The organism is Paracoccus sp. N5, from assembly GCF_000371965.1.
Taxonomy (GTDB): Bacteria; Pseudomonadota; Alphaproteobacteria; order Rhodobacterales; family Rhodobacteraceae; genus Paracoccus.
The window spans coordinates 638,073-658,588 of record NZ_AQUO01000001.1 but is presented as its reverse complement, the minus strand read 5'-3'; the positions used below and the strand labels follow the sequence as shown (position 1 = coordinate 658,588).

Annotated in this window: 16 protein-coding genes and 1 pseudogene; 11 read left to right on the top strand and 6 right to left on the bottom strand. The window is 66.3% G+C overall.

All coding sequences use genetic code 11. The features are described from left to right. Positions 1-144 precede the first annotated feature (144 nt). The 8 genes and pseudogenes from tssI to PARN5_RS23195 all read left to right on the top strand — a co-directional run bounded on the left by tssI (position 145) and on the right by PARN5_RS23195 (position 7,558). Positions 145-2,352, top strand: coding sequence for a type VI secretion system tip protein TssI/VgrG (gene tssI / locus PARN5_RS0103255; RefSeq protein ID WP_017998362.1), 2,208 nt, complete (start codon positions 145-147; stop codon positions 2,350-2,352). Beyond that, positions 2,352-3,392, top strand: coding sequence for a DUF2169 domain-containing protein (locus PARN5_RS21530; RefSeq protein WP_017998361.1), 1,041 nt, complete (start codon positions 2,352-2,354; stop codon positions 3,390-3,392). Before tssI ends, PARN5_RS21530 begins: the two co-directional genes overlap by 1 nt. Beyond that, a complete protein-coding gene (locus PARN5_RS23200; RefSeq protein WP_157403918.1) occupies positions 3,389-4,879 on the top strand; it encodes a PAAR-like domain-containing protein in 1,491 nt (496 codons plus the stop codon). The genes PARN5_RS21530 and PARN5_RS23200 overlap by 4 nt, the downstream gene beginning before the upstream one ends. Positions 4,880-4,888: 9 nt before the next feature. Further along, positions 4,889-5,638: a GAD-like domain-containing protein gene (locus PARN5_RS21525; RefSeq protein ID WP_026155142.1), complete on the top strand. Its 750-nt coding sequence runs from the start codon at positions 4,889-4,891 to the stop codon at positions 5,636-5,638. A 31-nt stretch (positions 5,639-5,669) separates the two neighbouring features. Next, positions 5,670-5,933 (top strand): hypothetical protein, encoded by a 264-nt coding sequence (locus PARN5_RS0103235; RefSeq protein WP_017998358.1) that lies wholly within the window; start codon positions 5,670-5,672, stop codon positions 5,931-5,933. Positions 5,934-5,972: 39 nt separating this feature from the next. Continuing rightward, positions 5,973-6,791: a hypothetical protein gene (locus tag PARN5_RS24750; RefSeq protein ID WP_232419291.1), complete on the top strand. Its 819-nt coding sequence runs from the start codon at positions 5,973-5,975 to the stop codon at positions 6,789-6,791. Beyond that, positions 6,710-7,138, top strand: a pseudogene (locus tag PARN5_RS25065) (PAAR-like domain-containing protein); the annotation flags it as partial. The gene PARN5_RS24750 and the pseudogene PARN5_RS25065, both read left to right, overlap by 82 nt. Positions 7,139-7,324: 186 nt before the next feature. Then, positions 7,325-7,558: a transposase gene (locus PARN5_RS23195; protein ID WP_157403917.1), complete on the top strand. Its 234-nt coding sequence runs from the start codon at positions 7,325-7,327 to the stop codon at positions 7,556-7,558. Between the two features lie 256 nt (positions 7,559-7,814). Here PARN5_RS23195 and PARN5_RS0103220 read toward each other — a convergent pair whose 3' ends face one another. The 5 genes from PARN5_RS0103220 to thrS all read right to left on the bottom strand — a co-directional run bounded on the left by PARN5_RS0103220 (position 7,815) and on the right by thrS (position 15,028). After that, complete coding sequence (locus tag PARN5_RS0103220; protein ID WP_017998355.1) at positions 7,815-10,097, bottom strand: adenosylcobalamin-dependent ribonucleoside-diphosphate reductase; 2,283 nt, start codon at positions 10,095-10,097, stop codon at positions 7,815-7,817. Positions 10,098-10,320: 223 nt separating this feature from the next. Next, complete coding sequence (locus PARN5_RS0103210) at positions 10,321-10,974, bottom strand: DsbA family oxidoreductase (protein ID WP_017998354.1); 654 nt, start codon at positions 10,972-10,974, stop codon at positions 10,321-10,323. After that, a complete protein-coding gene (locus PARN5_RS0103205; RefSeq protein ID WP_017998353.1) occupies positions 10,971-12,431 on the bottom strand; it encodes a class I adenylate-forming enzyme family protein in 1,461 nt (486 codons plus the stop codon). Before PARN5_RS0103205 ends, PARN5_RS0103210 begins: the two co-directional genes overlap by 4 nt. A 209-nt stretch (positions 12,432-12,640) precedes the next feature. Then, the gene (locus PARN5_RS0103200) at positions 12,641-12,847 is read right to left on the bottom strand and encodes a cold-shock protein (protein ID WP_017998352.1); all 207 of its coding nucleotides are present in this window, start codon (positions 12,845-12,847) and stop codon (positions 12,641-12,643) included. A gap of 234 nt (positions 12,848-13,081) precedes the next feature. Next, a complete protein-coding gene (gene thrS / locus PARN5_RS0103195; RefSeq protein ID WP_026155141.1) occupies positions 13,082-15,028 on the bottom strand; it encodes a threonine--tRNA ligase in 1,947 nt (648 codons plus the stop codon). Positions 15,029-15,192: 164 nt separating this feature from the next. Here thrS and PARN5_RS0103190 point away from each other — a divergent pair, with 164 nt between their 5' ends. Beyond that, on the top strand, positions 15,193-15,933 hold the full coding sequence (locus PARN5_RS0103190) for an alpha/beta hydrolase (protein ID WP_017998350.1): 741 nt from the start codon (positions 15,193-15,195) through the stop codon (positions 15,931-15,933). Between the two features lie 45 nt (positions 15,934-15,978). On the opposite strand, the gene phaZ is transcribed toward PARN5_RS0103190, so the two are convergent. Then, positions 15,979-17,304 carry a polyhydroxyalkanoate depolymerase gene (phaZ, locus tag PARN5_RS0103185; RefSeq protein WP_026155140.1) on the bottom strand — a complete coding sequence of 442 codons (1,326 nt, stop codon included), beginning with the start codon at positions 17,302-17,304 and terminating at the stop codon, positions 15,979-15,981. A gap of 346 nt (positions 17,305-17,650) precedes the next feature. Between phaZ and phaC the strand changes: the two genes are divergently transcribed. Beyond that, on the top strand, positions 17,651-19,801 hold the full coding sequence (gene phaC / locus PARN5_RS0103180) for a class I poly(R)-hydroxyalkanoic acid synthase (protein ID WP_346420403.1): 2,151 nt from the start codon (positions 17,651-17,653) through the stop codon (positions 19,799-19,801). Positions 19,802-19,916: 115 nt separating this feature from the next. Further along, complete coding sequence (locus tag PARN5_RS0103175) at positions 19,917-20,393, top strand: phasin family protein (RefSeq protein WP_017998347.1); 477 nt, start codon at positions 19,917-19,919, stop codon at positions 20,391-20,393. The last annotated feature ends 123 nt before the right edge of the window (positions 20,394-20,516 follow it).

Sequence of the window (20,516 nt, the reverse complement as noted above, 5' to 3'; positions counted from 1 at the left end):
GGCCGCCGATCCCGCGCTGTTCGTTGGCGACCTTGAAAGCGCGCCCGACCGCTTCTGGCCGCCTTACACACGCTTGGCATGTCGCATTCCGTTAGGCATACTCCCCGCAGTTTTGCTTTACCTATTTCTGCGGAGGCCTTTTTCATGAATGCCCCCCTGCGCCAGTCCGAGCGTCTGGGTCGGCTGACGACCGCGCTTGGCCCCGACACGCTGGCGCTTCTGCGCTTCGACGGCACCGACCACCTGAACGACCTCTTCGAATACCGCGTCGAGGCGCTGGCCACGCGCTCCGACCTCGATTTCGATGCCCTCATCGGCACCCATGCCACCGTCGAGATCGAGACCCGCGACGGCACGCAAGCCTTCGACGGCATCGTCACGCAAGCCCGCTGGGCCGGCGTGGGCGAGAACGGGCATCGCTACGACCTGACCCTGCGGCCCTGGTTCTGGCTCGCGAGCCGCCGCCGCAACCAGCGCATCTTCCACGACAGGACCGTCACCCAGATCCTGCAGGAACTGCTCTCGGACTATGCCCAGCTCGGCGATCCGGCGGTCGAGTTCCAGCTGTCCGAGGACTACCCGGTGCTGGAATACACCGTGCAATACCGCGAATCCGACATGGATTTCGCCCGCCGGCAGATGGAGCGGCACGGCATCAGCTTCCATTTCCGCCACGCGATGGGCTCGCACACCTTGGTGCTGACCGACGACGTGCTGGCGCATGAGACCATCGGCGCCCGACCCTACAAGTCCTACGACGGCCACCACCAGGCGGAAGGCGAGCATTTCTGGGACTGGGCGCCCGAGCGCAACCTGACCACCGGCCGGGTGCGGCTGACCGACTACAATTTCAAGAAGCCCGACCAGGCGATGGAGGCCGACCGGCTCGGCGATGCCGCCCATGCGCAAGGCCAGATTGAGAGCTTCGACTACCCCGGCGACTACCCGGCGCAGGATCTGGGCAAGATCGTCGCCGGGCTGCGCACCGCGCAGGAGCGCGGGGCGGATCGGCGCAACCGGGCGGTGGGCGACTGCGCCTCGCTGCGGGCGGGCAAGCGGGTGACGCTCTCGGGCGACCCGGTGCCGGGGACGGGCGAGACCTATCTGTGCCTGTCGGCCTCGCATCATTTCGTGTCCGAGGCCTATGGGTCCGGCGGCCAGGGCAGCGACGGCTATGCGTTCACCGGCAGCTATGCCCTGATGCCGGACACCGCGCCGATGGCGCCGCCACGGCGGACGGCGGTCCCCGTGGTGCACGGGCCGCAGACGGCGATGGTGGTCGGCGAGGGCGAGATCGACTGCGATGAGTTCGGGCGCATCCTGGTGCGGTTCCACTGGGACCTGGCGGGGGCGTTCTCGATGCGCTGCCGGGTGTCGCAGAACTGGGCCGGCGCGGGCTGGGGCGGCATGGTGATCCCCAGGATCGGCATGGAGGTGGTGGTCGAGTTCCTCGAGGGCGATCCAGACAAGCCGATCGTCACGGGGAATGTGTTCAATGGGAAGAACGACGCGCCCTATCCATTGCCGGAGCATAAGACAAAGGCCGTCTGGCGCTCCAAGACACATAAAGGCAATGGCTTCAACGAGATCGCCTTCGAGGACCAGAACGGCATCCAGAACATGTTCTTTCACGCCCAGAAGGACCAGACGACACGGGTGCTGAACGATCGCATCAAGCGGGTGGACCGGCACGAGATCGCCGCTGTCGGCAAGAACCGCGCGGTCGAGGTCGGCGGCAACCAGAAGCACGAGATCGGCGGGTCGATGAATACCGTGGTGGGCGGCACCGGCACTTCGGCCTTCGCCCTGATGGCCGCGGTCAGCGGGCTGGCGGGCCATACCGCCGGGCTGCTGAAGCAGGCGGGCGAGGTCGCGGGCGGTGGCGGGCCCGGGCTCGATCTCTTTGCCGGGACGGTCGCCTCCTCGGGGCTCGGCTTCCTCGGCGCCGGCGGGCTCGGCAGCCGGGGCCGCCTGGTCGGCGGCGAGAGCGACCGCCCCGATGCCGGCCGTGCCTTGGGCGATGCCGGCAGCGGCGTGGGCGAGGCGGCGGGCGGGCTCTTCCCGCTGCCGGGGGTGATGAACACCATCGTGGGCAGCTTCAAGTCCGACACCATCGGCATCGCGCGGGCCGAGCAGATTGGGATGTCCAAGGTCACGAACGTTGGCGCGACCTCGCTGGAAAGCGTCGGCAAATACAAGAAGATCGCGGTGGGCGAGGAATTCGTGATCGAATGCGGCGACAGCAAGTTCATCATGAAGTCAAACGGCGAGGTGATCATCCTCGGAAAGACCTTCAATTTCGTCGCGACCGATCATTTCCAGATGCGCGGCAAGCCGATCGACATGAACTGATGGAACTGGTGAACCCGACTCCTCTGCCGGGCCTGGCCTTCCGGCAGTTCGACCAGAACGGCGAGCTGGACTGCGTCGTCACGCTGCGCGGCACATTCGAGCATGTCCAGGACGGCCCGGCGCGCTGGCGCGACCAGCAGATGCCGCTGCAATGGCAGGACACCTATGAGGGCGATCCGCATCTGACGCCGATGTTGCACCAGGGCGACCTCGTGCCCGAAAAGCCCGGCACGGATGTCACCTTCCTGGGGGCCAGCCATGCGCTGGACGGCCCCCGGCGGCAATGGCCATGCGGGATCGAGGTCGGGCCGATGCGCAAGACGCTGCAGGTCAGCGGGCCGCGGCAATGGCAGCCGGTGATCCGGCGGGCGCGATGGCCGTTGCGCCGCGATGAGGAGATCATCGACTGGTCCCTGGGTGAGGCTGAGCCTGCCGAGTCCGTGCCGATGGATTGGCGCCTGGCGGCCGGAGGACGGGGTGCCTTCGTCGATGCCGAGCGCGATCCTGACAACCCCATCGGCTGCGGTCGCATCGGACCGCGCGAGGCCTGGCGGAACCGGCCGGTTCCCGCGCCGCAGATCTCTGCCGGTTCCGACATGACGCCAGCGGCATCTCCGGTGGGCCTTGGGCCGGTTCCGCCCTTCTGGCGGCAGCGCCATCGCCATGCCGGAACCTATGACGAGGCTTGGCTGTCCGACCGGCATCCACTCCTGCCCCAGGACTTCAATCCCCAGTTCTGGCAATGCGCCCCCGAGGACCAGGTCGTCCAACCCTGGCTGAAGGGGGATGAGGGCTATCGGCTGACCAACCTGCATCCCGAGCATTCGCAGGCGACCGGGCGCCTGCCCGGGCTGGGCTTCGCGGTCCGGGTCGATGACGGCGCATGGACCCCGCTGAACCTCGACGGCGTGCAGTTCGACTGGCGGCAGGAGGCGCTGATCCTGTTGACCTGGCGTGCCCGCTTCCCCTTGCCCGAGGCCCTGGGCGTGAAACTGCACCTGGCCTGGCGATGGCTGACGGGCGCGGAGGCCGCGGCATGAGCATCCCGAAGGACGGCTATATCGGCGAGCCGGGCTATCCCGCCCCCTGGACCACCAGCACGCCGTGCGAGGGCCTGCGCGACACCGACGAGGCCCGGATCATCTCGCTGGCGCCGGATATCTGCCGCTCGCCCTCGTTGCCGGTGCCCTATCCGGTGGCGGATTTCTGCGGCCATGACGAAAACTACACGCAATCGGTCCGCTTCACGGGGCAGAAGGCGATGGTGATGCGGTCGCATACCAGCCACGTCCACGGCGATGAGCCGGGCGTGGGCAAGGGCATCAAGTCCGGCACCGTCGGCGGCATCAGCGAGCCGATCACCCATGCCGCCCAGGTCCGCGCCGAGGGCAGCCACGTCATCCGCCACCTCGACCGCTGCCACATGAACAACCGCAATACGGTCGGCGAGGCGCAGTTCGTCAGGGATACGCGCACATTCGCGGCGCCAAAGGACGACGATCCGCTGCCGGGGTCGATCAAACTGGCGGATGCGTCGGGGAACTGGGCGCAATATCTTCCCAAAGGGGCGACGGGTGGCGGTGCTTCAACCGCGATGAGCGCAGTGCCACAAACCACTCCAGCCGGTTTTCCCAAACCGGCACCATCAATACCGCGCGGCCCGGGAACAGTCATTTACCCCGATGTGCCTCAATGGCGCCGCCCACCGCCCACGTTGCCGACTCCCGAAGGACTTGGCCCTCGCCTGCTTCGCTGGGGAAAATGGGGAGCGCGCTTCGGCGCGGTCGTAGGGGCGCTTTGGCCCACCGAGATGGGCGACGGGACGCTTCCTGACTGGTTTCATGATCTTCGCTCACCCGATCCTTTTCGCCGCATGACCGCAGAGGAAGCACAGCGACTCTACAATGCCGATCCCGCATTGCGGCCCGATCTGGAAGAATGGTTTCGAGAGGAAATGCGAGACCGGCCCGACCTAGATCCGAGCACGGACATCGACCGCCTTCCTCAACTGGCGCCCCTTCCTGACAATGTCCGCGTTGACAGGCAACTATGCTATCCGCTGACATTGAGTTTCACGACTGCGATTAATGGCACGAGGGAAGAAATGCAGCGACAACTCGCCTTGCAGCAGACTGTGCTCAATGCAAAGAATCCCTGCCAAGCGGCGTCAGACATAGCACGATATCCGATAAACAGGCCTATAGGAGAAAGGCAAAGAGCAATTGAGCGCAACAATCTTCTTATCCGGCGCGCAAACGCTCTTCGGCGTTTCAATCCAAATCTTTCTGCGCAAGAGGCTATGATGCAGACGATGACGGCAGCAAAGAAGCTTGACGCTATTCATACCCTTGACATGGTGGCGGGCGGGAATCCTCTGATCTTTTCGGGTCTAGGCGGAAGAAGTGAAAACCGTTCCATTGGAAGGCAGTGGGGGCCTGGCGGAAAAGCCTCTCAATTGAATACTTATGCTATCGACCAGTGTCAGCGCGGGTGCCCGCGCATGCAGACGCAGCTTGTCGCGATATAGGAGAACGGAATGTCCCCTTCAGAGTTCCTTGCCGCCTATGGCCCTCCAAGTGATGCGCGGCAGGTCACCGAGGCTCAGGCACTGCAAGGCCAAAGCAGGGTTCCAGAGAGCCTGGTAGAGTTTTGGCGTGACTATGGAGTAGGAAGTTATGCAGACGGAAATTATTGGCTATGCACTCCCGACCTGTTCGACGCTACGCTTGACCGGATGCTTGCGAATGTTCCGCATCTGAGGGGACGGCTGACGGCCTTCGGCTACAGCAGCACTGGACAGGTCGATCTTTGGGAGATCGATGGCCGGCTATGGAGCTTACTTCTGCCCTTTTCCTATCTGGACGACGCGTCCAGCCGAAGGGAAACAGAGCCTGTTCCCCACGATCTGGCGGAAATCTACGACATGGCGGGCATTCAGATGCCACCGAACGCCGTCGAGGAATTTCTGGCGGCGCGCTCGATCCCCGAGGACATCTGGTCGATTCTCTTCGGCAGAGCATCGCGAGAGAGCCAGGAGTTCCAATTGGGGGATGATGATGCTTCCATGGTTCTAAGTCTTCGGCGCTACCATGGCGCTCTTTCACCGGGCGAAATTTACAGGCGGCGTCCTGACGTGGTTGAAGAACTCGCCAGCAGTTTTGACCTGGTAACCTTGCAAGAGGTCTTTGCCGAATTGCCAGCCACGGTGACAGTCACGCGCTCGATCGAGGTTGACGGACAGCAGGAATTGATTAGCGAAGTCTATCCGATCGAAAACGCACGTTGATCTCGCGGCCTCTACTGACGCAAAATCCTAAATGAAACCGCACGAATTTCTTCGCCTCAATGCCGCCTTCGCGCTGACGCCCGATCGGTTCTGTGTCTCTTTCGACGAAGGGGACCCGGAAGATCCGTTCTCGATCGTGCTGACCTATGACGGGCGCTTTCCGCAGCCCTGGTCGCGCACTGAGGTGACTCGCAAGATTGCCGGGATCATCGGCGAAAACGCGTCGGACCCGATCTACACGCTTATGTCTGATGAGGGCGACGTCTATCTGCTGACCCCGCAGGAAATCGAATAGGACCGGATCGAAGGCGCGGGTCTCTACAGTGCCGATGCGGTGGGCTACGGCCAACTCAGTGGCCTGGCCGACGGCGGAGACACGAACTGGGCCTTCGGATTTGGTGGGCAGATCTATCGCAGGGACGATGGCGACTGGCGAAAGCTAGAGCCGGTCGGTGATGATTCCGCGCGGCAATCGATCCTGGCCGCCGCAGCAGGCGGGCAGGACAGCATGTGGTTTTGCGGAACGGTCACACCGCCGTTGATTGTCGAGGGATATAAGAAGGATCAGGCACTCCAGGACAAATTGAACGCCGCAAGAGCCGCGAACGACTTCCCATTGTATCAGAGTTTGATGCGAGAACTACGACAACAAAAATCAGGCGGCGCGGAACCTGTCCTCAAACCCCTCCTCCTGCGCTATGCCGATGGGCGCCTGACCCGCCTCGACGTCGACGGCAGCGCGGTAAAGTCGCTCATGGCGATCCATGTCGAAAGCCCGAGCCGCGTCTGGCTGACCGGCTCGGAAGGCGCGATCCTGTTCGGCAGCGCCGAAACCGGCTTCAACCCGGTTCCCCATGCCGGGCAGGTGACAGAAAATCTCGTTTCAATCGACCGCTTCCGGGACCGTTTCATCATCGCTTCGGATTTCGGGCTGTTCGAATTCGACGGCCATGTGCTGACCCGCCTCAAGCCGCGACTGAATTCGCCCGAAATCAACAGAAACGTCCCCAATCCGCTATGCATTCAAAGCGTCGGCGACATCCTGATGTATTTCGACCTGAAACATGGTGTCTGCCGCTGGGATGGCGAAAACTGGGACTGGATCGACATTCCCGACGCGCTGCTGGAACGCGAATTCAAGGGGCTGAAATAGGCGACATATCAGAATATCCGATCGTCGGTTTTCGCGGCCATGATCAGAACTACGCGCCCTGGGTCCGCGTCACGGGGCAGAAGGCGATGGTGATGCGGTCGCATGCCAGCCACGTCCATGGTGATAAGCCGGGCGCGGGCAAGGGCATCAAGTCCGGCACCGTCGGCGGCGTCAGCCAGGTGCCGTCCCTGATCCCGGTGAAGGCGGGTGATCGGGTGAAGACCGATCGCCGCGATGCCGTGATGCTGGCCAAGCTCCACCGGGCCGGTGAATTGACGGCGGTCTGGGTGCCGGATGCCGCGCCTGAGGCGATGCGCGACCTGGTGCGGGTCCGTGCGACGGCGATGCGAGTGGCACGCAACCCGAGATGTAAGCGCCGCCTGGACGGCACCTTCCAGCCTTCGACCTGATCGTCTCATTGGATGGTGATGATCAGGACGGAGCTTCTCCATGGAGGCTGCATTGGAGGCTCTCCCGCTCGGCGGCCGAGGTCGTCGGAACCCGAAGTGGCCGGATGAGGTAAGGCGCGGATTGTGTCGGAAACGCTGCTGCCGGGCACAACGGTGAACGAAGTGGCGCGCCGGCACGGCTTGCCGGCAAACCATGTGGCGTGGTGGCGAATGCTGGCGGAGAAAGGGCGGTTGGTGCTGCCTGCGCCGGAGAAACCGGTGGAATTTGCGGCCCTGATGGTCGGCTCTACTGGCTCCTATTCAGAGACAAGCCTGGGCTGTTCGGAAAAGCGGGCGCTTTTCCAGTGTGAAGAGTGACGTGTGGCGATGTTTCAGGGTTAGCAGCGGGACGGAAACGGACCGTGACCGGCAGTCGATCATGGAGCGGATACCCTGACGATGCGCAGCTATCCAAAGTTCGTCAATGGGACCGCGCTCAAGCCGGACAAGGGTGAAGCGATCACAGGGCCTGAAGGGACGAATTCAGCAGCATATTGATAGATAAAGATAAAGTGAGCCAAGAAAAATCCTGGGCTCATTTTATGCTTGGCCGCACAATTACGGCCCGCCCCCCTCAGCCGCATTTCGAATAGCCGCAATGCGGGCAGGTCATGCAGCCCTCGATCATCAGCATGCCGTATTGCCCGCAGGACGGGCAGGCCGGGCCGCGTGGCGCCTCGCCCCCCGCCCGCGCCTGCGGCCCATCGCCCACCGCCAGCGCCTTCGGGTCGGATTTCAGCCCCTTGCCCTCGGCCTCGATGAAGCCGATGGCGATCATGTGGCGCTCGATCACCCCGCCGATCGCGGCCAGGATCGAGGGCACGTAGCGTCCCTCCATCCAGGCGCCGCCGCGCGGGTCGAAGACCGCCTTCAGCTCCTCGACCACGAAACTCACGTCGCCGCCGCGCCGGAACACCGCCGAGATCATCCGGGTCAGCGCCACGGTCCAGGCGAAATGCTCCATGTTCTTCGAGTTGATGAAGACCTCGAACGGGCGGCGGTGGCCGGCCTGCACGATGTCGTTGATGGTGATATAGATCGCATGCTCGCTGCCGGGGAACTTCAGCTTGTAGGTCGCGCCCTCCAGCGCCGCCGGCCGGTCCAGCGGCTCGGTCAGATAGACCACCTCGGCGCCGCGGTCGGGCTGCGGCGCGGCCTCGGAGCCCTCGCTGACCGCCAGCACGCTGCCGGTCACGTCGTTCGGGCGATAGGTGGTGCAGCCCTTGCAGCCCAGCTCCCATGCGGCCAGATAGACGTCCTTGAAGGCCTGAAAGCCGATGTCCTCGGGGCAGTTGATGGTCTTGGAAATCGAGCTGTCCACCCATTCCTGCGCCGCCGCCTGCATGGCGACATGGTCCATCGGCGCCAGCCCCTGCGCATCGACGAAAGCCGGCGGCAGCCCGTCGCCATGCGCCTCGCGCCACAGCGCGACGGCATAGTCCACCACCTCCTCCTCGCTGCGCGAGCCGTCCTTTTGCAGCACCTTGCGGGTATAGGCATGGGCAAAGACCGGCTCGATGCCCGAGCTGACATTGCCGGCGTAAAGGCTGATCGTCCCGGTCGGCGCGATGCTGGTCAGCAGCGCGTTGCGGATGCCATGCGCGGCGACGGCCTCGCGCACGTCCTCGTCCATCTGCGCCATGAAGCCCGAGCCGAGGAAGGCCTCGGCCTGAAACAGCGGAAACGGGCCCTTTTCGCGCGCGAGATCGGCCGAGGCGAGATAGGCCGCCCGGGCGACGGCATGCATCCATTCCCGGGTCTGCGCCACCGCCCCCGGCGCGCCATAGCGCAGCCCCAGCATGACCAGCGCATCGGCAAGCCCGGTGACGCCCAGCCCGATGCGGCGCTTGGCCCGGGCCTCGGCCACCTGCTGCGGCAAGGGAAAGCGGCTGGCATCGACGACATTGTCCATCATCCGCACGGCGGTGCGGGTCAGCGCGTCCAGGCCGCGCAGATCCAGCCGCGCCTCGGGCGTGAAGGGCGCCTCGACCAGCCGGGCCAGGTTGATACTGCCCAGCAGGCAGGCGCCATAGGGCGGCAGCGGCTGTTCGCCGCAGGGGTTGGTGGCGGCGATGGTCTCGGCATAGCCGAGATTGTTCAGCTGGTTGATGCGGTCGATGAAGATCACCCCCGGCTCGGCGTAATCATAGGTCGCGCGCATGATCCGGTTCCACAGGTCGCGGGCCGCGATGGTGTGGTAAACCTTGCCGTCGAATTGCAGATCCCAGGGCGCGTCCTCGCGGACCGCCTGCATGAAGGCATCCGTCACCAGCACCGACAGGTTGAACATGCGCAGCCGGGCGCTGTCCTGCTTGGCCTCGATGAAGGCTTCGATGTCGGGATGGTCGCAGCGCATGGTCGCCATCATCGCGCCGCGGCGCGAGCCCGCGGACATGATGGTGCGGCACATCGCGTCCCAGACGTCCATGAAGGACAGCGGCCCCGAGGCGTCGGCGGCGACGCCATGCACCGCCGCGCCCCTGGGCCGGATGGTGCTGAAGTCATAGCCGATGCCGCCGCCCTGCTGCATGGTCAGCGCGGCCTCCTTCAGCGCCTGGAAGATGCCCTCCATGCTGTCGGGGATGGTGCCCATGACGAAGCAGTTGAACAGCGTGACCTCGCGCCCGGTGCCGGCGCCGGCCAGGATGCGGCCGGCGGGCAGGAAGCGGAAATCCTCCAGCGCGGCATAGAAGCGGTCCTCCCACAACGCCGGGTCGGCCTCGACGCGGGCGAGGTCGCGGGCGACGCGGCGCCAGCTGTCCTCGACCGACAGGTCGATCGGCGTGCCGTCGGCCTGTTTCAGACGGTATTTCATGTCCCAGATCTGTTCGGCGATGGGGGCGGCAAAGCGGGTCATCGGCATCCTCTCGCGCGGCCCAGGACGCGGGCCGAGGCTTCAGGATAACAGATAAGCACGGATCCGGGGCGTGAAAGTCCCTCCGGCGGTGCACGGGCGGTGTACGCGCGGTGTACGCCCGCTGCACGGGCTGCGCAGGCCGCCGCCCAGCGTTTGCTGGGGTTTGGCGGTTTTGCCGGCGCGGTGATGCCGATGCAACGCGCGCTGCCGTTGCGTCAGGGCGTCAGGCGCGCCCGGTCAGCTCGTCGATGACGCTCTGCCACAGGCTCGCCGGCTGGGCGCCGGTGACGACATGCGTCTCGGCGACGATGAAGGTCGGGACCGAGCCGATGCCGCGCTGCCGGGCGTGGATCTCGCGCGCGGCGATCTCGTCGCGGTCCTCGGCGGTGGCGAGCAGCCGGCGGATCACCTCGCCATTCATGCCGGCCTGTTCGCCGATCCCGGCCAGCACGTCGGGATGGCCGATGTTCCGGCCCTCGCGCCAATGCGCCCGCATCAGCCCGGACATGACCGGGGTCTGCGCCCCTTCCAGCGCGGCCCAATGCAGCAGGCGATGGGCGTTCAGCGTGTTCGGCACCCGCTCGATCAGGCTGGGATTGATCCACAGGCCCAGGCGCTCGCTGGCCTCCATCACCGGCTTCATCGCGGCCAGGATGCCCTTTTCGTCGCCGAATTTCATCTTCATATAGGCGACGTAATCCATGCCGGCCTGCGGCATCTGCGGGTCCAGCTGGAAGGGCTGCCAGGTGATCGCGAACGGGTGGTCGGGCCGGCTTTCCAGCGCCCGGTCGAGTTCGGCCTTGCCGATCAGGCACCAGGGGCAGACCGGGTCGGCAAAGATGTCGAGGCGGATCTGGCCGGGAAGGGGCTCGGTCATGGCTGGTCCTTGCGGTATTGCTCGCGCAGGGCGCGGCGGTTGATCTTGCCGGTCGGCGTGCGGGGCAGGGCGGAAAGCTGAATATATTCGCGGGGTTGCTTGTAGCGTGCCAGCCGGGCCTCGGCATGGTCGCGCAGGGTTTCGGCCGGGGCCGGGCCGGTCCAGAAGGCGGCGATGACGCTCGAGCCGGGGCCGACGGGCAGGTCGGTTGCCGCCACCTCTCCGGCCTCGGGATGGGCGGCCAGCGCATCCTCGACCTCGCCCGGCGCGACGCGGAAGCCGCCGGCGTTCATCATGTCGTCGGCGCGGCCCAGGGTGCGGATGGCGCCCTCGGGCGTGGCCTCGGCCAGGTCGCCGGTCAGGAACCAGTCGCCCAGGAATTTCTCCGCCGTTTCCTTGGGTTGGTCGAGATAGCCCAGGAACAGGCCGGGGTCCGAGCGGTGCACGGCCAAGGTGCCGGGGCCGCTGGTTTCGGCCCCCGCTTCGTCGAGGATGGCCAGGCGGCGGCCGGGCTGCGCAAAGCCCGCCGTGCCCTCGGGCGCCGGCCGGGCCGGACTGCCGGACAGGAAGGTCGAGCATTCGGACATGCCCATGGCCTCGTGCAGGTCGGTGCCGGTGCGGGCCTGCCAGGCGCGGCGCAGGCCCGGGTCCAGCCGCTCGCCCGCCGTCAGCCCGTGGCGCAGCCCCGGCCAGGGCTGCCAGTCGGCGCGCAGCATGCGCCGGAACACGCCCGGCGCGGCGGCGATCAGCGTGGCGCCGTGGCGGCTGGCCAGCAGCGGGATCTGCTCGGGCGCGACGCCCTCGGCCGGGATCAGCGCCGTCGCGCCCAGGGTCCAGGGGTCCATCAGCCCGGTGCCCAGCGTGAAGGTCCAGTTGAAGGCGCCGGCATGCAGCAGCCGGTCCTGCGGCGTGAGCCCATACCAGCCGTCGAACATCATCCGCCGCGCCAGGATCGCCCGATGCGCATGGCAGACCGCGCGCGGCTGGCCCGAGCTGCCCGAGGTGAAGACGACATAGGCCAGCCGGTCCGGATCGCCCCGGGCAAAATCGGCGGCGGGCAGCGATTCGAACTCGGCCAGCCGTGCGGCGGGCAGCACCGGGGCCGGGTGGTCGGGCAGGGCGATGCCCGCATCCGCGACGATCATCTTCGGTTGCAGGGTGGCGGCCAAGCGGGTGATCTCGGGCGCCGTCAGCATGGCCGAGGTCGGCACCGGCACGATTCCCGCCGCGATGGCGCCAAGATAGGTGATCGGGAAGGCCGGCGTATTGCCCAGCCGCATCAGCAGCCGGTCGCCCGGGGCAAGGCCCTGCTGCAACAGGCCGGTCGCCGTGCCCAGCACCGCCCGGCGCAGCCGGGCATGCGACCAGCGGTCGGCGCGGCCGAGGCCAAGCACCGACATGGCCAGCCGGTCCGGATGGGCAAGCCCCGCGCGCAGCACGTGTTCGGCCAGGTTCATTCCGCAGTCCCTCGCTTGTTTCCGCCTGTCCAGATAGGCGCTTGGCGCGCGGCGGGAAAGGGGGCTCTGCCCCCACGCGGGAGTGCCCCCTCGATGGGGGCGCTCCCGCGTTCCCCCGGGATATTTCGACAAGAAAGAAGCCGGCTCGACGCAAAGGAAAACGGCCCGCGACGGGGCGGGCCGTTTCGGGAATTCCGGGCTCTGGCGGATCAGAGCAGCTTCAGGTCGCTGGCCGAGCTGCGGCCGTCGCGGCCGGCTTGCAGTTCGTAGGCGATCTTCTGGTTGTCGTTCAGGCCGGTCAGGCCAGCACGCTCAACGGCGGAAATGTGGACGAAAACGTCCTTGCCGCCGTCATCGGGTGCGATGAAGCCATAGCCTTTGGTGGCGTTGAACCATTTCACGGTGCCGGTAGCCATTATACCGTCTCTCCTTCAAGTCCTCCCGGGGCGAGATTGCGCCCGGGCCGTGCAGCCCTTTCCCGTCAAGTCCGGCTGCCCCGTGAAGGGAGGCGGTAGAAAGTCGTGCTCACGCGGACGCGAGGATGAACGATTCCTTAAAAAACGCAAGCAGGAAAGCGCCGCACCCCCCGGGATCGCTGGGGTTTGTGCGGCGTTCTGGGCGAATTGTCGCTGGTCTTCCGGTCGAATCAGTCAGCGCAGGTCGGGCGGAGTCGCTCCCTCGCGAAGCGTTTTGACCGCCTGGTCAAGATTCAGCACCTCGCTGCCCTGCTTGTCAAGACGGCGGATCGAGACGCTGCGGTCCTCGACCTCCTTCATGCCGATGGCCATGATGACCGGGACCTTGCCGACCGAATGCTCGCGGACCTTGTAGTTGATCTTCTCGTTGCGGGTGTCGGCTTCGGCGCGGATGCCCGCCTGACGCAGCCGGGCCACGACTTCCTGCACATAGCCGTCGGCGCCCGAGACGATCGAGGCGACCACGACCTGGCGCGGCGCCAGCCACAGCGGCAGCTTGCCCGAGTAGTTCTCGATCAGGATGCCGATGAAACGCTCGAAGCTGCCCAGCACGGCGCGGTGCAGCATATAGGGCCGGTGCTTGGCGCCATCCTCGCCGACATATTCCGCCTCGAGCCGCTCGGGCAGGTTGGGGTCGACCTGGAAGGTGCCGCATTGCCATTCGCGGCCGATGGCGTCGGTCAGCTTGAAGTCCAGCTTCGGCCCGTAGAAGGCGCCGTCGCCGGGGTTGATCTCATAGGGCAGGCCCAGCTTTTCGATGGCGCCTTTCAGCGCGCCCTCGACCTTGTCCCATTGCGCATCCGTGCCGATCCGCACCTCGGGCCGGGTCGAGAGCTTGATGTCGAACCCGTCGAAGCCGAGGTCCTGATAGACCGATGAGAGCAGCGCGATGAAGCCGGCGCATTCGTCCTCGATCTGGTCCTCGGTGCAGAAGATATGCGCATCGTCCTGGACGAAGCCGCGCACCCGCATCAGCCCGTGCATCGAGCCCGAGGATTCGTAGCGGTGGCAGGAGCCGAATTCCGCCAGCCGCAGCGGCAGATCGCGATAGGATTTCAGGCCCTGGTTATAGACCTGGACGTGGCAGGGGCAGTTCATCGGCTTCAGCGCGTTGACGCGCTTTTCCTTGGCGCCTTCCTCGTCCACCTCGACGATGAACATATTCTCGCGATAGGCTTCCCAGTGGCCCGACTTCTCCCACAGGATGCGGTCGACGACCTGGGGCGTCTTGATTTCCTTGTAGCCGGCGCGGATCAGGCGGCGGCGCATATAGGCCTCCAGCTCGCGATAGATCGTCCAGCCGTTCGGATGCCAGAACACCATGCCGGGGGCTTCTTCCTGGAAGTGGAACAGCTCCATTTCGCGGCCCAGCTTGCGGTGGTCGCGCTTGGCGGCCTCTTCCAGCATCGTCAGATGGGCCTTGAGGTCGTCGCGGTTCCTGAAGGCCACGCCATAGATGCGTTGCAGCATCGGGCGCGAGGCGTCGCCCAGCCAATAGGCGCCGGCGACATGGGTCAGCTTGAAGGCGTCGGCCGGCACCTGGCCGGTCGATTGCAGGTGCGGGCCGCGGCAAAGGTCCTGCCAGTCGCCGTGCCAATACATGCGGATCGGCTCGTCGCCCGGGATGCGGTCGAGAAGCTCCACCTTGAACGGCTCGCCCCGCTCTTCGTAATAGGCGCGGGCGCGGGCGCGGTCCCAGACCTCGGTGCGGACCGGGTCGCGGGCGGCGATGATCTGCTTCATGCGCGCCTCGATGGCGCCGAGGTCTTCCGGCGTGAAGGGTTCGGCGCGGTCGAAGTCGTAGAACCAGCCCTGGTCGCGGACCGGGCCGATGGTGACCTTGACGTCGGGCCAGAGTTCCTGCACCGCGCGGGCCATGATATGGGCGAGGTCGTGGCGGATCAGCTCCAGCGCCGGCTCGCTGTCCTTCATCGTGTTGATGGCGATCCTGCCGGATTTCTCGATCGGCCAGGCCAGGTCGATATGGCTGCCGTCCAGGCTGGCCGAGATGGCGTTCTTCGCCAGGCTGGGCGCGATGGAGGCCGCGACCTCGGCCGCGGTCGTGCCGGCGGGATAGTCGCGTGCATTGCCATCGGGGAAGGTAAGGGAGATCTGGGACATCATGTCCTCCTCGTCGGTTTGGCGCCCACGGAACGCCCGGTTGCGGGTTATGTGGCGCGGGTGTCGCGCGATTGCCGGGGCTTGTCAATGCGGCTAGGTTCGCCGGGGGCTTTGCGCCCCCGTCGCTGGCGCGACTCCCCCGCAGGATATTTGGACAAGAAAGAATGACGGAATTTCTGGACGGGCCGCAGGGGCGGCGGATCGCTTGCAACCGGCTGGAGGGGCAGGGGCCCTGCGTGGTGTTCCTGGGCGGGTTCCGCTCGGACATGCAGGGCACCAAGGCGGTCTGGCTGGAGGATTGGGCGCGGGCGCGCAGGCGCGCGTTCCTGCGGCTGGATTATTCCGGCCATGGCGAATCCTCGGGCGCCTTCGAGGAGGGTTGCATCGGCGACTGGCTGGCCGATGCGCAGGCGGCGCTGGACCGGGTCGAGGGGCCGGTGCTGCTGGTCGGGTCGAGCATGGGGGGCTGGATCAGCCTGCTGCTGGCGCGGGCCATGCCCGAGCGGCTGGCGGGGCTGGTCACCGTCGCGGCGGCGCCGGATTTCACCGAACGCGGCTTCTGGGCGGGCATGGACGCGGGGCAGCGCGAGGCGCTGCTGCGCGAGGGCCGGGTGCTGCGGCCCAGCGATTACGACGCGCCCTATGTCATCACCCGCCGGCTGATCGAGGACGGTCGCCGGCACCTGGTGCTGGATCGGCCGCTGGAACTGCCCTTTCCGGTGCGCTTCCTGCAGGGGACGGCGGATGCCGACGTGCCGGTGTCCTGGGCGCTGGACCTGCTCGGCCATGCCGAGGGCCCCGACATGCGGCTGGTGCTGGTCAAGGGCGCCGACCATCGCTTTTCGACGCCGGATTGCCTGGCGCTGATCGGCGCGGCGCTTCAGGAGGTGCTGGAGCGGGCATGAGAAGGGCGCGGCCGGGGCCGCGCCTTTCGTTAAAGTGCCCGTCGGTCAGACCGCCAGCTTGCCGTCGAGATCGTTGCCCGAGGTCAGGCCGCAGTCGACCGGCGCCGTGCCGCGGCGGCGGCGGATCGGGGTGGCCGGGGCGCTGAGCTGTTCGTCGATGAAGTCCAGCACCAGCGGGCGGATGTTCAGCCGCCAGCTCTTGCCGGCGAAGATGCCGTAATGGCCGGCGCCGGGTTCCAGATGCTGCTGCTTCTTCTCGTCCGGCACGCCCGAGCACAGCGCCAGCGCCGCGACGCATTGGCCGGGGGCCGAGATGTCGTCATTGGCGCCCTCGATGGTCATGACCGCGACATCGGTGATCCTGGACAGGTCGACCGGCTGGCCGTTCACGGTAAAGCGGTTCTGCGCGATCTCGAGCCCCTTGAAGATGCGCTCGACGGTCGAGAGGTAGAATTCCGCCGTCATGTCCATCACGGCCAGGTATTCGTCGTAGAACTTGTAGTGCTTGTCGCCCTCGGAGCCCTCGCCGCGCGCCTCGGCGAAGATCTTGTCGATGAAGGCCTTGGCGTGGGTTTCGGCATTCATCGCGATGAAGGAGGAAAGCTGCGCCAGCCCCGGATAGACCATGCGGCCGGCGCCGCGATACTTGAAGCCGACCTGCTGGATCATCAGGTAGTCGAGCTCGCCCATGGTCATGCGGTTGCCGAAGTCGGTGACCTCGGTCGCGGCGGCGTCGGGGTCGATCGGACCGCCGATCAGGATCAGCGAGCGCGGCTGCGCCTTGGGCTCCTGCTCCGCCAGCAGGGCGGTCGCGGCCAGGGCCAGCGGCGCCGGCTGGCAGACCGCGATCACGTTCACGTCCGGCCCGAGGTGGCGGATGAAGTCGACCAGATACTGGGTGTAATCCTCGATGTCGAACTTGCCGCAGCTGACCGGAATGTCACGGGCATTGTGCCAATCCGTCACATAGACTTCGCAGTCCGGAAGCAGTGATGTGACGGTGGTGCGAAGGAGGGTGGCGTAGTGCCCGGACATTGGAGCGACCAGCAGGACCTTGCGGGCCATCGGCTCGCGCCGGGCGACGCGGAAATGCACCAGGTCGCCGAAAGGCCGCTCGACCACCGGCTCGACATAGACGACATGGTCCTGGCCGTCCTCGGAGACGATGGGCGGGATTTCCCAGTCCGGCTTGATGACCATGCGGGCGAAGCTGCGCTCTGCGACCCGGCCCCAGGCGGACATCAGCTTGAACATCGGGTTCGGGATCATCGCGAAGGCCGGATAGGACGACAGCGCGCGCGCGCTGGCCCCCATCCATTCATTGGTGTTGCGGATCGTCTCCATCGCGTCGTAGGAGATGATGCCCCTCAGTCCCTTGTAAGTCGCCATCGCTGCCAATTCTCCGTTGGGTGCGCCGGATTCGGCCTGGCCGGGAAAGGTCACGGCTTTACCTGCGGTATATGCTAGGCATAATGCTTTTACGTTTAGGGGAGGATTGTCAATTATGGCGGGCAAGGACGAAAAACCGGACGCGGGCACGGATGCCAAGGCTGCCGGAGCCGGGGGAAATCCCCCCTCCGGCGCCCCGAAGGCCCGCGCATCGGCCAAGACGGTGAGCCCGGCCGCCGAAGCCGCCCCGGGCCCGGGCGATTCGGCCCCCGCCAAGCCGAAGCCGGCGCGCAGCCGGGCGGCCAAGGCGCCCGCCAAAACCGAAGCCGTGAAAACCGAAGCCGCCAAAGCCGAAGTCGCTGCCGTGCCCGCCGGCAAGCCGGCCGCGAAACCGGCCGCGGCCAAGGCTGCGGCCGCCAAGTCCACCCCGCGCAACGCTGCCGCCCGTGCCCGCGCCGCCGTGCGCAGCGACACCCGCACCGGCACCCGCCGCAAGCCTACCGCCAAGGTGGCCAAGGCCGATGCCGCAACGCTGAGCGCCGCCGACGAGGCGCTGCGGCCGCTCGGCGCGACCGGCCCGGCGGCCCCGACCGCCCAGGCGACCCCCGCCCGTGCGCCGGCTGCCGGGGCCGCTGCCCGGCCCGCCGCCGGGGCCTCGGACACCGCCGCCCCCGCCCTGCGCAATCCCGCCACCGTGGCCTTTGCCGAGGCCGCCTTCGGCAGCTCCAGCCGGCTGCCGGAACAACTGACCGCCAATATCGAGCGCATCGAATCGCTGACCCAGCGCCTGATCAGCGCCCTGTCGCAGCGCAAGCCGCATAGCCCCGGCGTCGAGATGCCCGGCCCCGACCTGTTCGCGACCGCCACCTCGGCCTGGATGAAGCTGCTGGCCGAACAGCCCGAGCGGGTGATGGGCCAGCAGGTCAGCTATTGGGGCGAAACCCTGCGCCATTTCGCCGAAGCCCAGGCCGCGCTGGCCCGCGGCACGCTGGTGCCGCCGGCCGACGAGGGGCCGCGCGACCGCCGCTTTGCCAATCCGCTGTGGGAGGCGCATCCCTTCTTCAACTTCATCAAGCGCCAGTACCAGATCAACGCCCAGGCCCTGGCCGAGGCGGCAAGCGCGCTCGACCTGCCGCAGATGACCGACCGGCGCCGGGTCGAATGGTTCACCCGCCAGATGATCGACATGATGGCGCCGACGAACTTCCTGGCGACCAACCCGGACGCGCTGGAAAAGGCCGTGGCGACCGAGGGCGAAAGCCTGGTGCGCGGGCTCGAGAACCTGGTGCGCGACGTCGAGAACCACAGCGGCGAGCTGATCGTCTCGCTGGCCGACCGCGACGCCTTCCGGGTGGGCGAGAACATCGGCACCTCTGCCGGCACCGTGGTCGCGCGCACCAGGCTCTATGAGCTGATCCAGTACAAGCCGACCACCGAAAGCGTGCACGAGATCCCGCTGGTGATCTTTCCGCCCTGGATCAACAAGTTCTACATCATGGACCTGAAGCCGCAGAACAGCCTGATCAAATGGGTGGTCGATCAGGGCTATACGCTGTTCGTAGTGGCCTGGAAGAACCCCGATCCCAGCTATGGCGACACCGGGATGGACGATTATGTCTCGTCCTATCTCGAGATCATGGACTGGGTGCTGGACCTGACCGACCAGAAAAAGCTGAACGTTGTCGGCTATTGCATCGCCGGCACCACCCTGGCGCTGACGCTGTCGCTGCTGAAGCAGCGCGGCGACGACCGGGTGAACTCGGCCACCTTCTTCACCACGCTGACCGATTTCGCCGAGCAGGGCGAATTCACCCCCTATCTGCAGGACGATTTCGTCTCGGGGATCGAGGAAGAGGCCGGGCGCACCGGCGTGCTGGGCGCGCAGCTGATGACGCGCACCTTCAGCTTCCTGCGCGCCAACGACCTGGTCTGGGGCCCGGCGATCCGCAGCTACATGCTGGGCGAGACGCCGCCGGCCTTCGACCTGCTGTTCTGGAACGGCGACGGCACCAACCTGCCGGGCCGCATGGCGGTGGAATATCTGCGCGGCCTTTGCCAGCAGAACCGTTTCGCCGGCGAGGGCTTCGAGCTGATGGGCCACAAGCTGCACATCAGCCAGGTCGAGGTGCCGCTCTGCGCCATCGCCTGCGAGACCGACCATATCGCCCCCTGGCGCGACAGCTGGCGCGGCATCGCGCAGATGGGATCGAAGGACAAGCGCTTCATCCTGTCGGAATCGGGCCATATCGCCGGCATCATCAATCCGCCCAGCAAGAAGAAATACGGCCATTACACCTCGGACGCCGGCTTCGAGGGCGGCGAGCAGGACTGGCGCGACAAGGCCCGGTATCACGAGGGCAGCTGGTGGGGCCGCTGGGGCGAATGGCTGGCCCAGCACGCCGGCCGCATGGTCGAGGCGCGCGAGCCCGGCGAAGGTTTCGGCCCGGCGCCCGGCATCTATGTCCACGAGCGGGCCTGAGGAATTTTCTGCACCGCAGCAAAAATTTTCTTGCAATGCTGCGGTGCAGAAAGTATATGAGGGGACAGAACAATCACCCGGTGCCCAAGCTTCGCGCCGATCTAGGAGAGAGCAAATGGCCAAGACCCCCGATTTCACCAAGACCATGCAAGAAATGATGTCGAAACTGCCGATCGACACCTCGTCCTTCCAGGACGCCTTCAAGTCGCAGACCGCGCTGGGCGAGAAAATGGCGAAAGTCGCGCTGGCCGCTGCCGAGCGTTCGACCGAGATCTCGTCGCAGTGGGCGAAAGACACCATCGCTCGCCTGGGCGAACTGACCGCCTCGAAGGAAGAGCCGGCCGAATACGCGAAAGCCGTCAGCGACTTCGCTTCGGCCGCCGCCGAGATGGCTGCCGAGCACATGGCCGCCTTTGCCGAGGTGGCGAAGAAAGTGCAGATGGACACCGTCGATCTGATGCTGACCGCCGGCAAGGACCTGGCTTCCGACGCCCAGAAGGCCGCCGAGAAGGCCACCCGCGAGACGCAAGCCGCGGTGAAGAAAGCCACTGCCGCCGCGACCTCGACCAACCCGACCGTCGCGAAAGTCTGATCCGGGCCTGACGGCTTGATCGAGTTCGAGAAGGGGGCAGGTTCTGCCCCCTTTTTTCATGCCCGCGCGCGGCCTCTTGCGGCGCGGCATGGCGATTTTCTTTGCATTTCCGCGGGCCATTTC

Bases quoted from the DNA above. Each gene is read 5' to 3' on its own strand.
- PARN5_RS0103220 (WP_017998355.1), bottom strand. From the start codon at position 10,097: ATGACCCGCTTTGCCGCCCCCATCGCCGAACAGATCTGGGACATGAAA.
- PARN5_RS0103235 (WP_017998358.1), top strand. From the start codon at position 5,670: ATGAAACCGCACGAATTTCTTCGCCTCAATGCCGCCTTCGCGCTGACG.
- PARN5_RS0103210 (WP_017998354.1), bottom strand. From the start codon at position 10,974: ATGACCGAGCCCCTTCCCGGCCAGATCCGCCTCGACATCTTTGCCGAC.
- thrS (WP_026155141.1), bottom strand. From the start codon at position 15,028: ATGTCCCAGATCTCCCTTACCTTCCCCGATGGCAATGCACGCGACTAT.
- PARN5_RS23200 (WP_157403918.1), top strand. From the start codon at position 3,389: ATGAGCATCCCGAAGGACGGCTATATCGGCGAGCCGGGCTATCCCGCC.
- PARN5_RS0103190 (WP_017998350.1), top strand. From the start codon at position 15,193: ATGACGGAATTTCTGGACGGGCCGCAGGGGCGGCGGATCGCTTGCAAC.
- PARN5_RS0103175 (WP_017998347.1), top strand. From the start codon at position 19,917: ATGGCCAAGACCCCCGATTTCACCAAGACCATGCAAGAAATGATGTCG.
- PARN5_RS0103200 (WP_017998352.1), bottom strand. From the start codon at position 12,847: ATGGCTACCGGCACCGTGAAATGGTTCAACGCCACCAAAGGCTATGGC.
- PARN5_RS21525 (WP_026155142.1), top strand. From the start codon at position 4,889: ATGTCCCCTTCAGAGTTCCTTGCCGCCTATGGCCCTCCAAGTGATGCG.
- PARN5_RS0103205 (WP_017998353.1), bottom strand. From the start codon at position 12,431: ATGAACCTGGCCGAACACGTGCTGCGCGCGGGGCTTGCCCATCCGGAC.
- tssI (WP_017998362.1), top strand. From the start codon at position 145: ATGAATGCCCCCCTGCGCCAGTCCGAGCGTCTGGGTCGGCTGACGACC.
- PARN5_RS21530 (WP_017998361.1), top strand. From the start codon at position 2,352: ATGGAACTGGTGAACCCGACTCCTCTGCCGGGCCTGGCCTTCCGGCAG.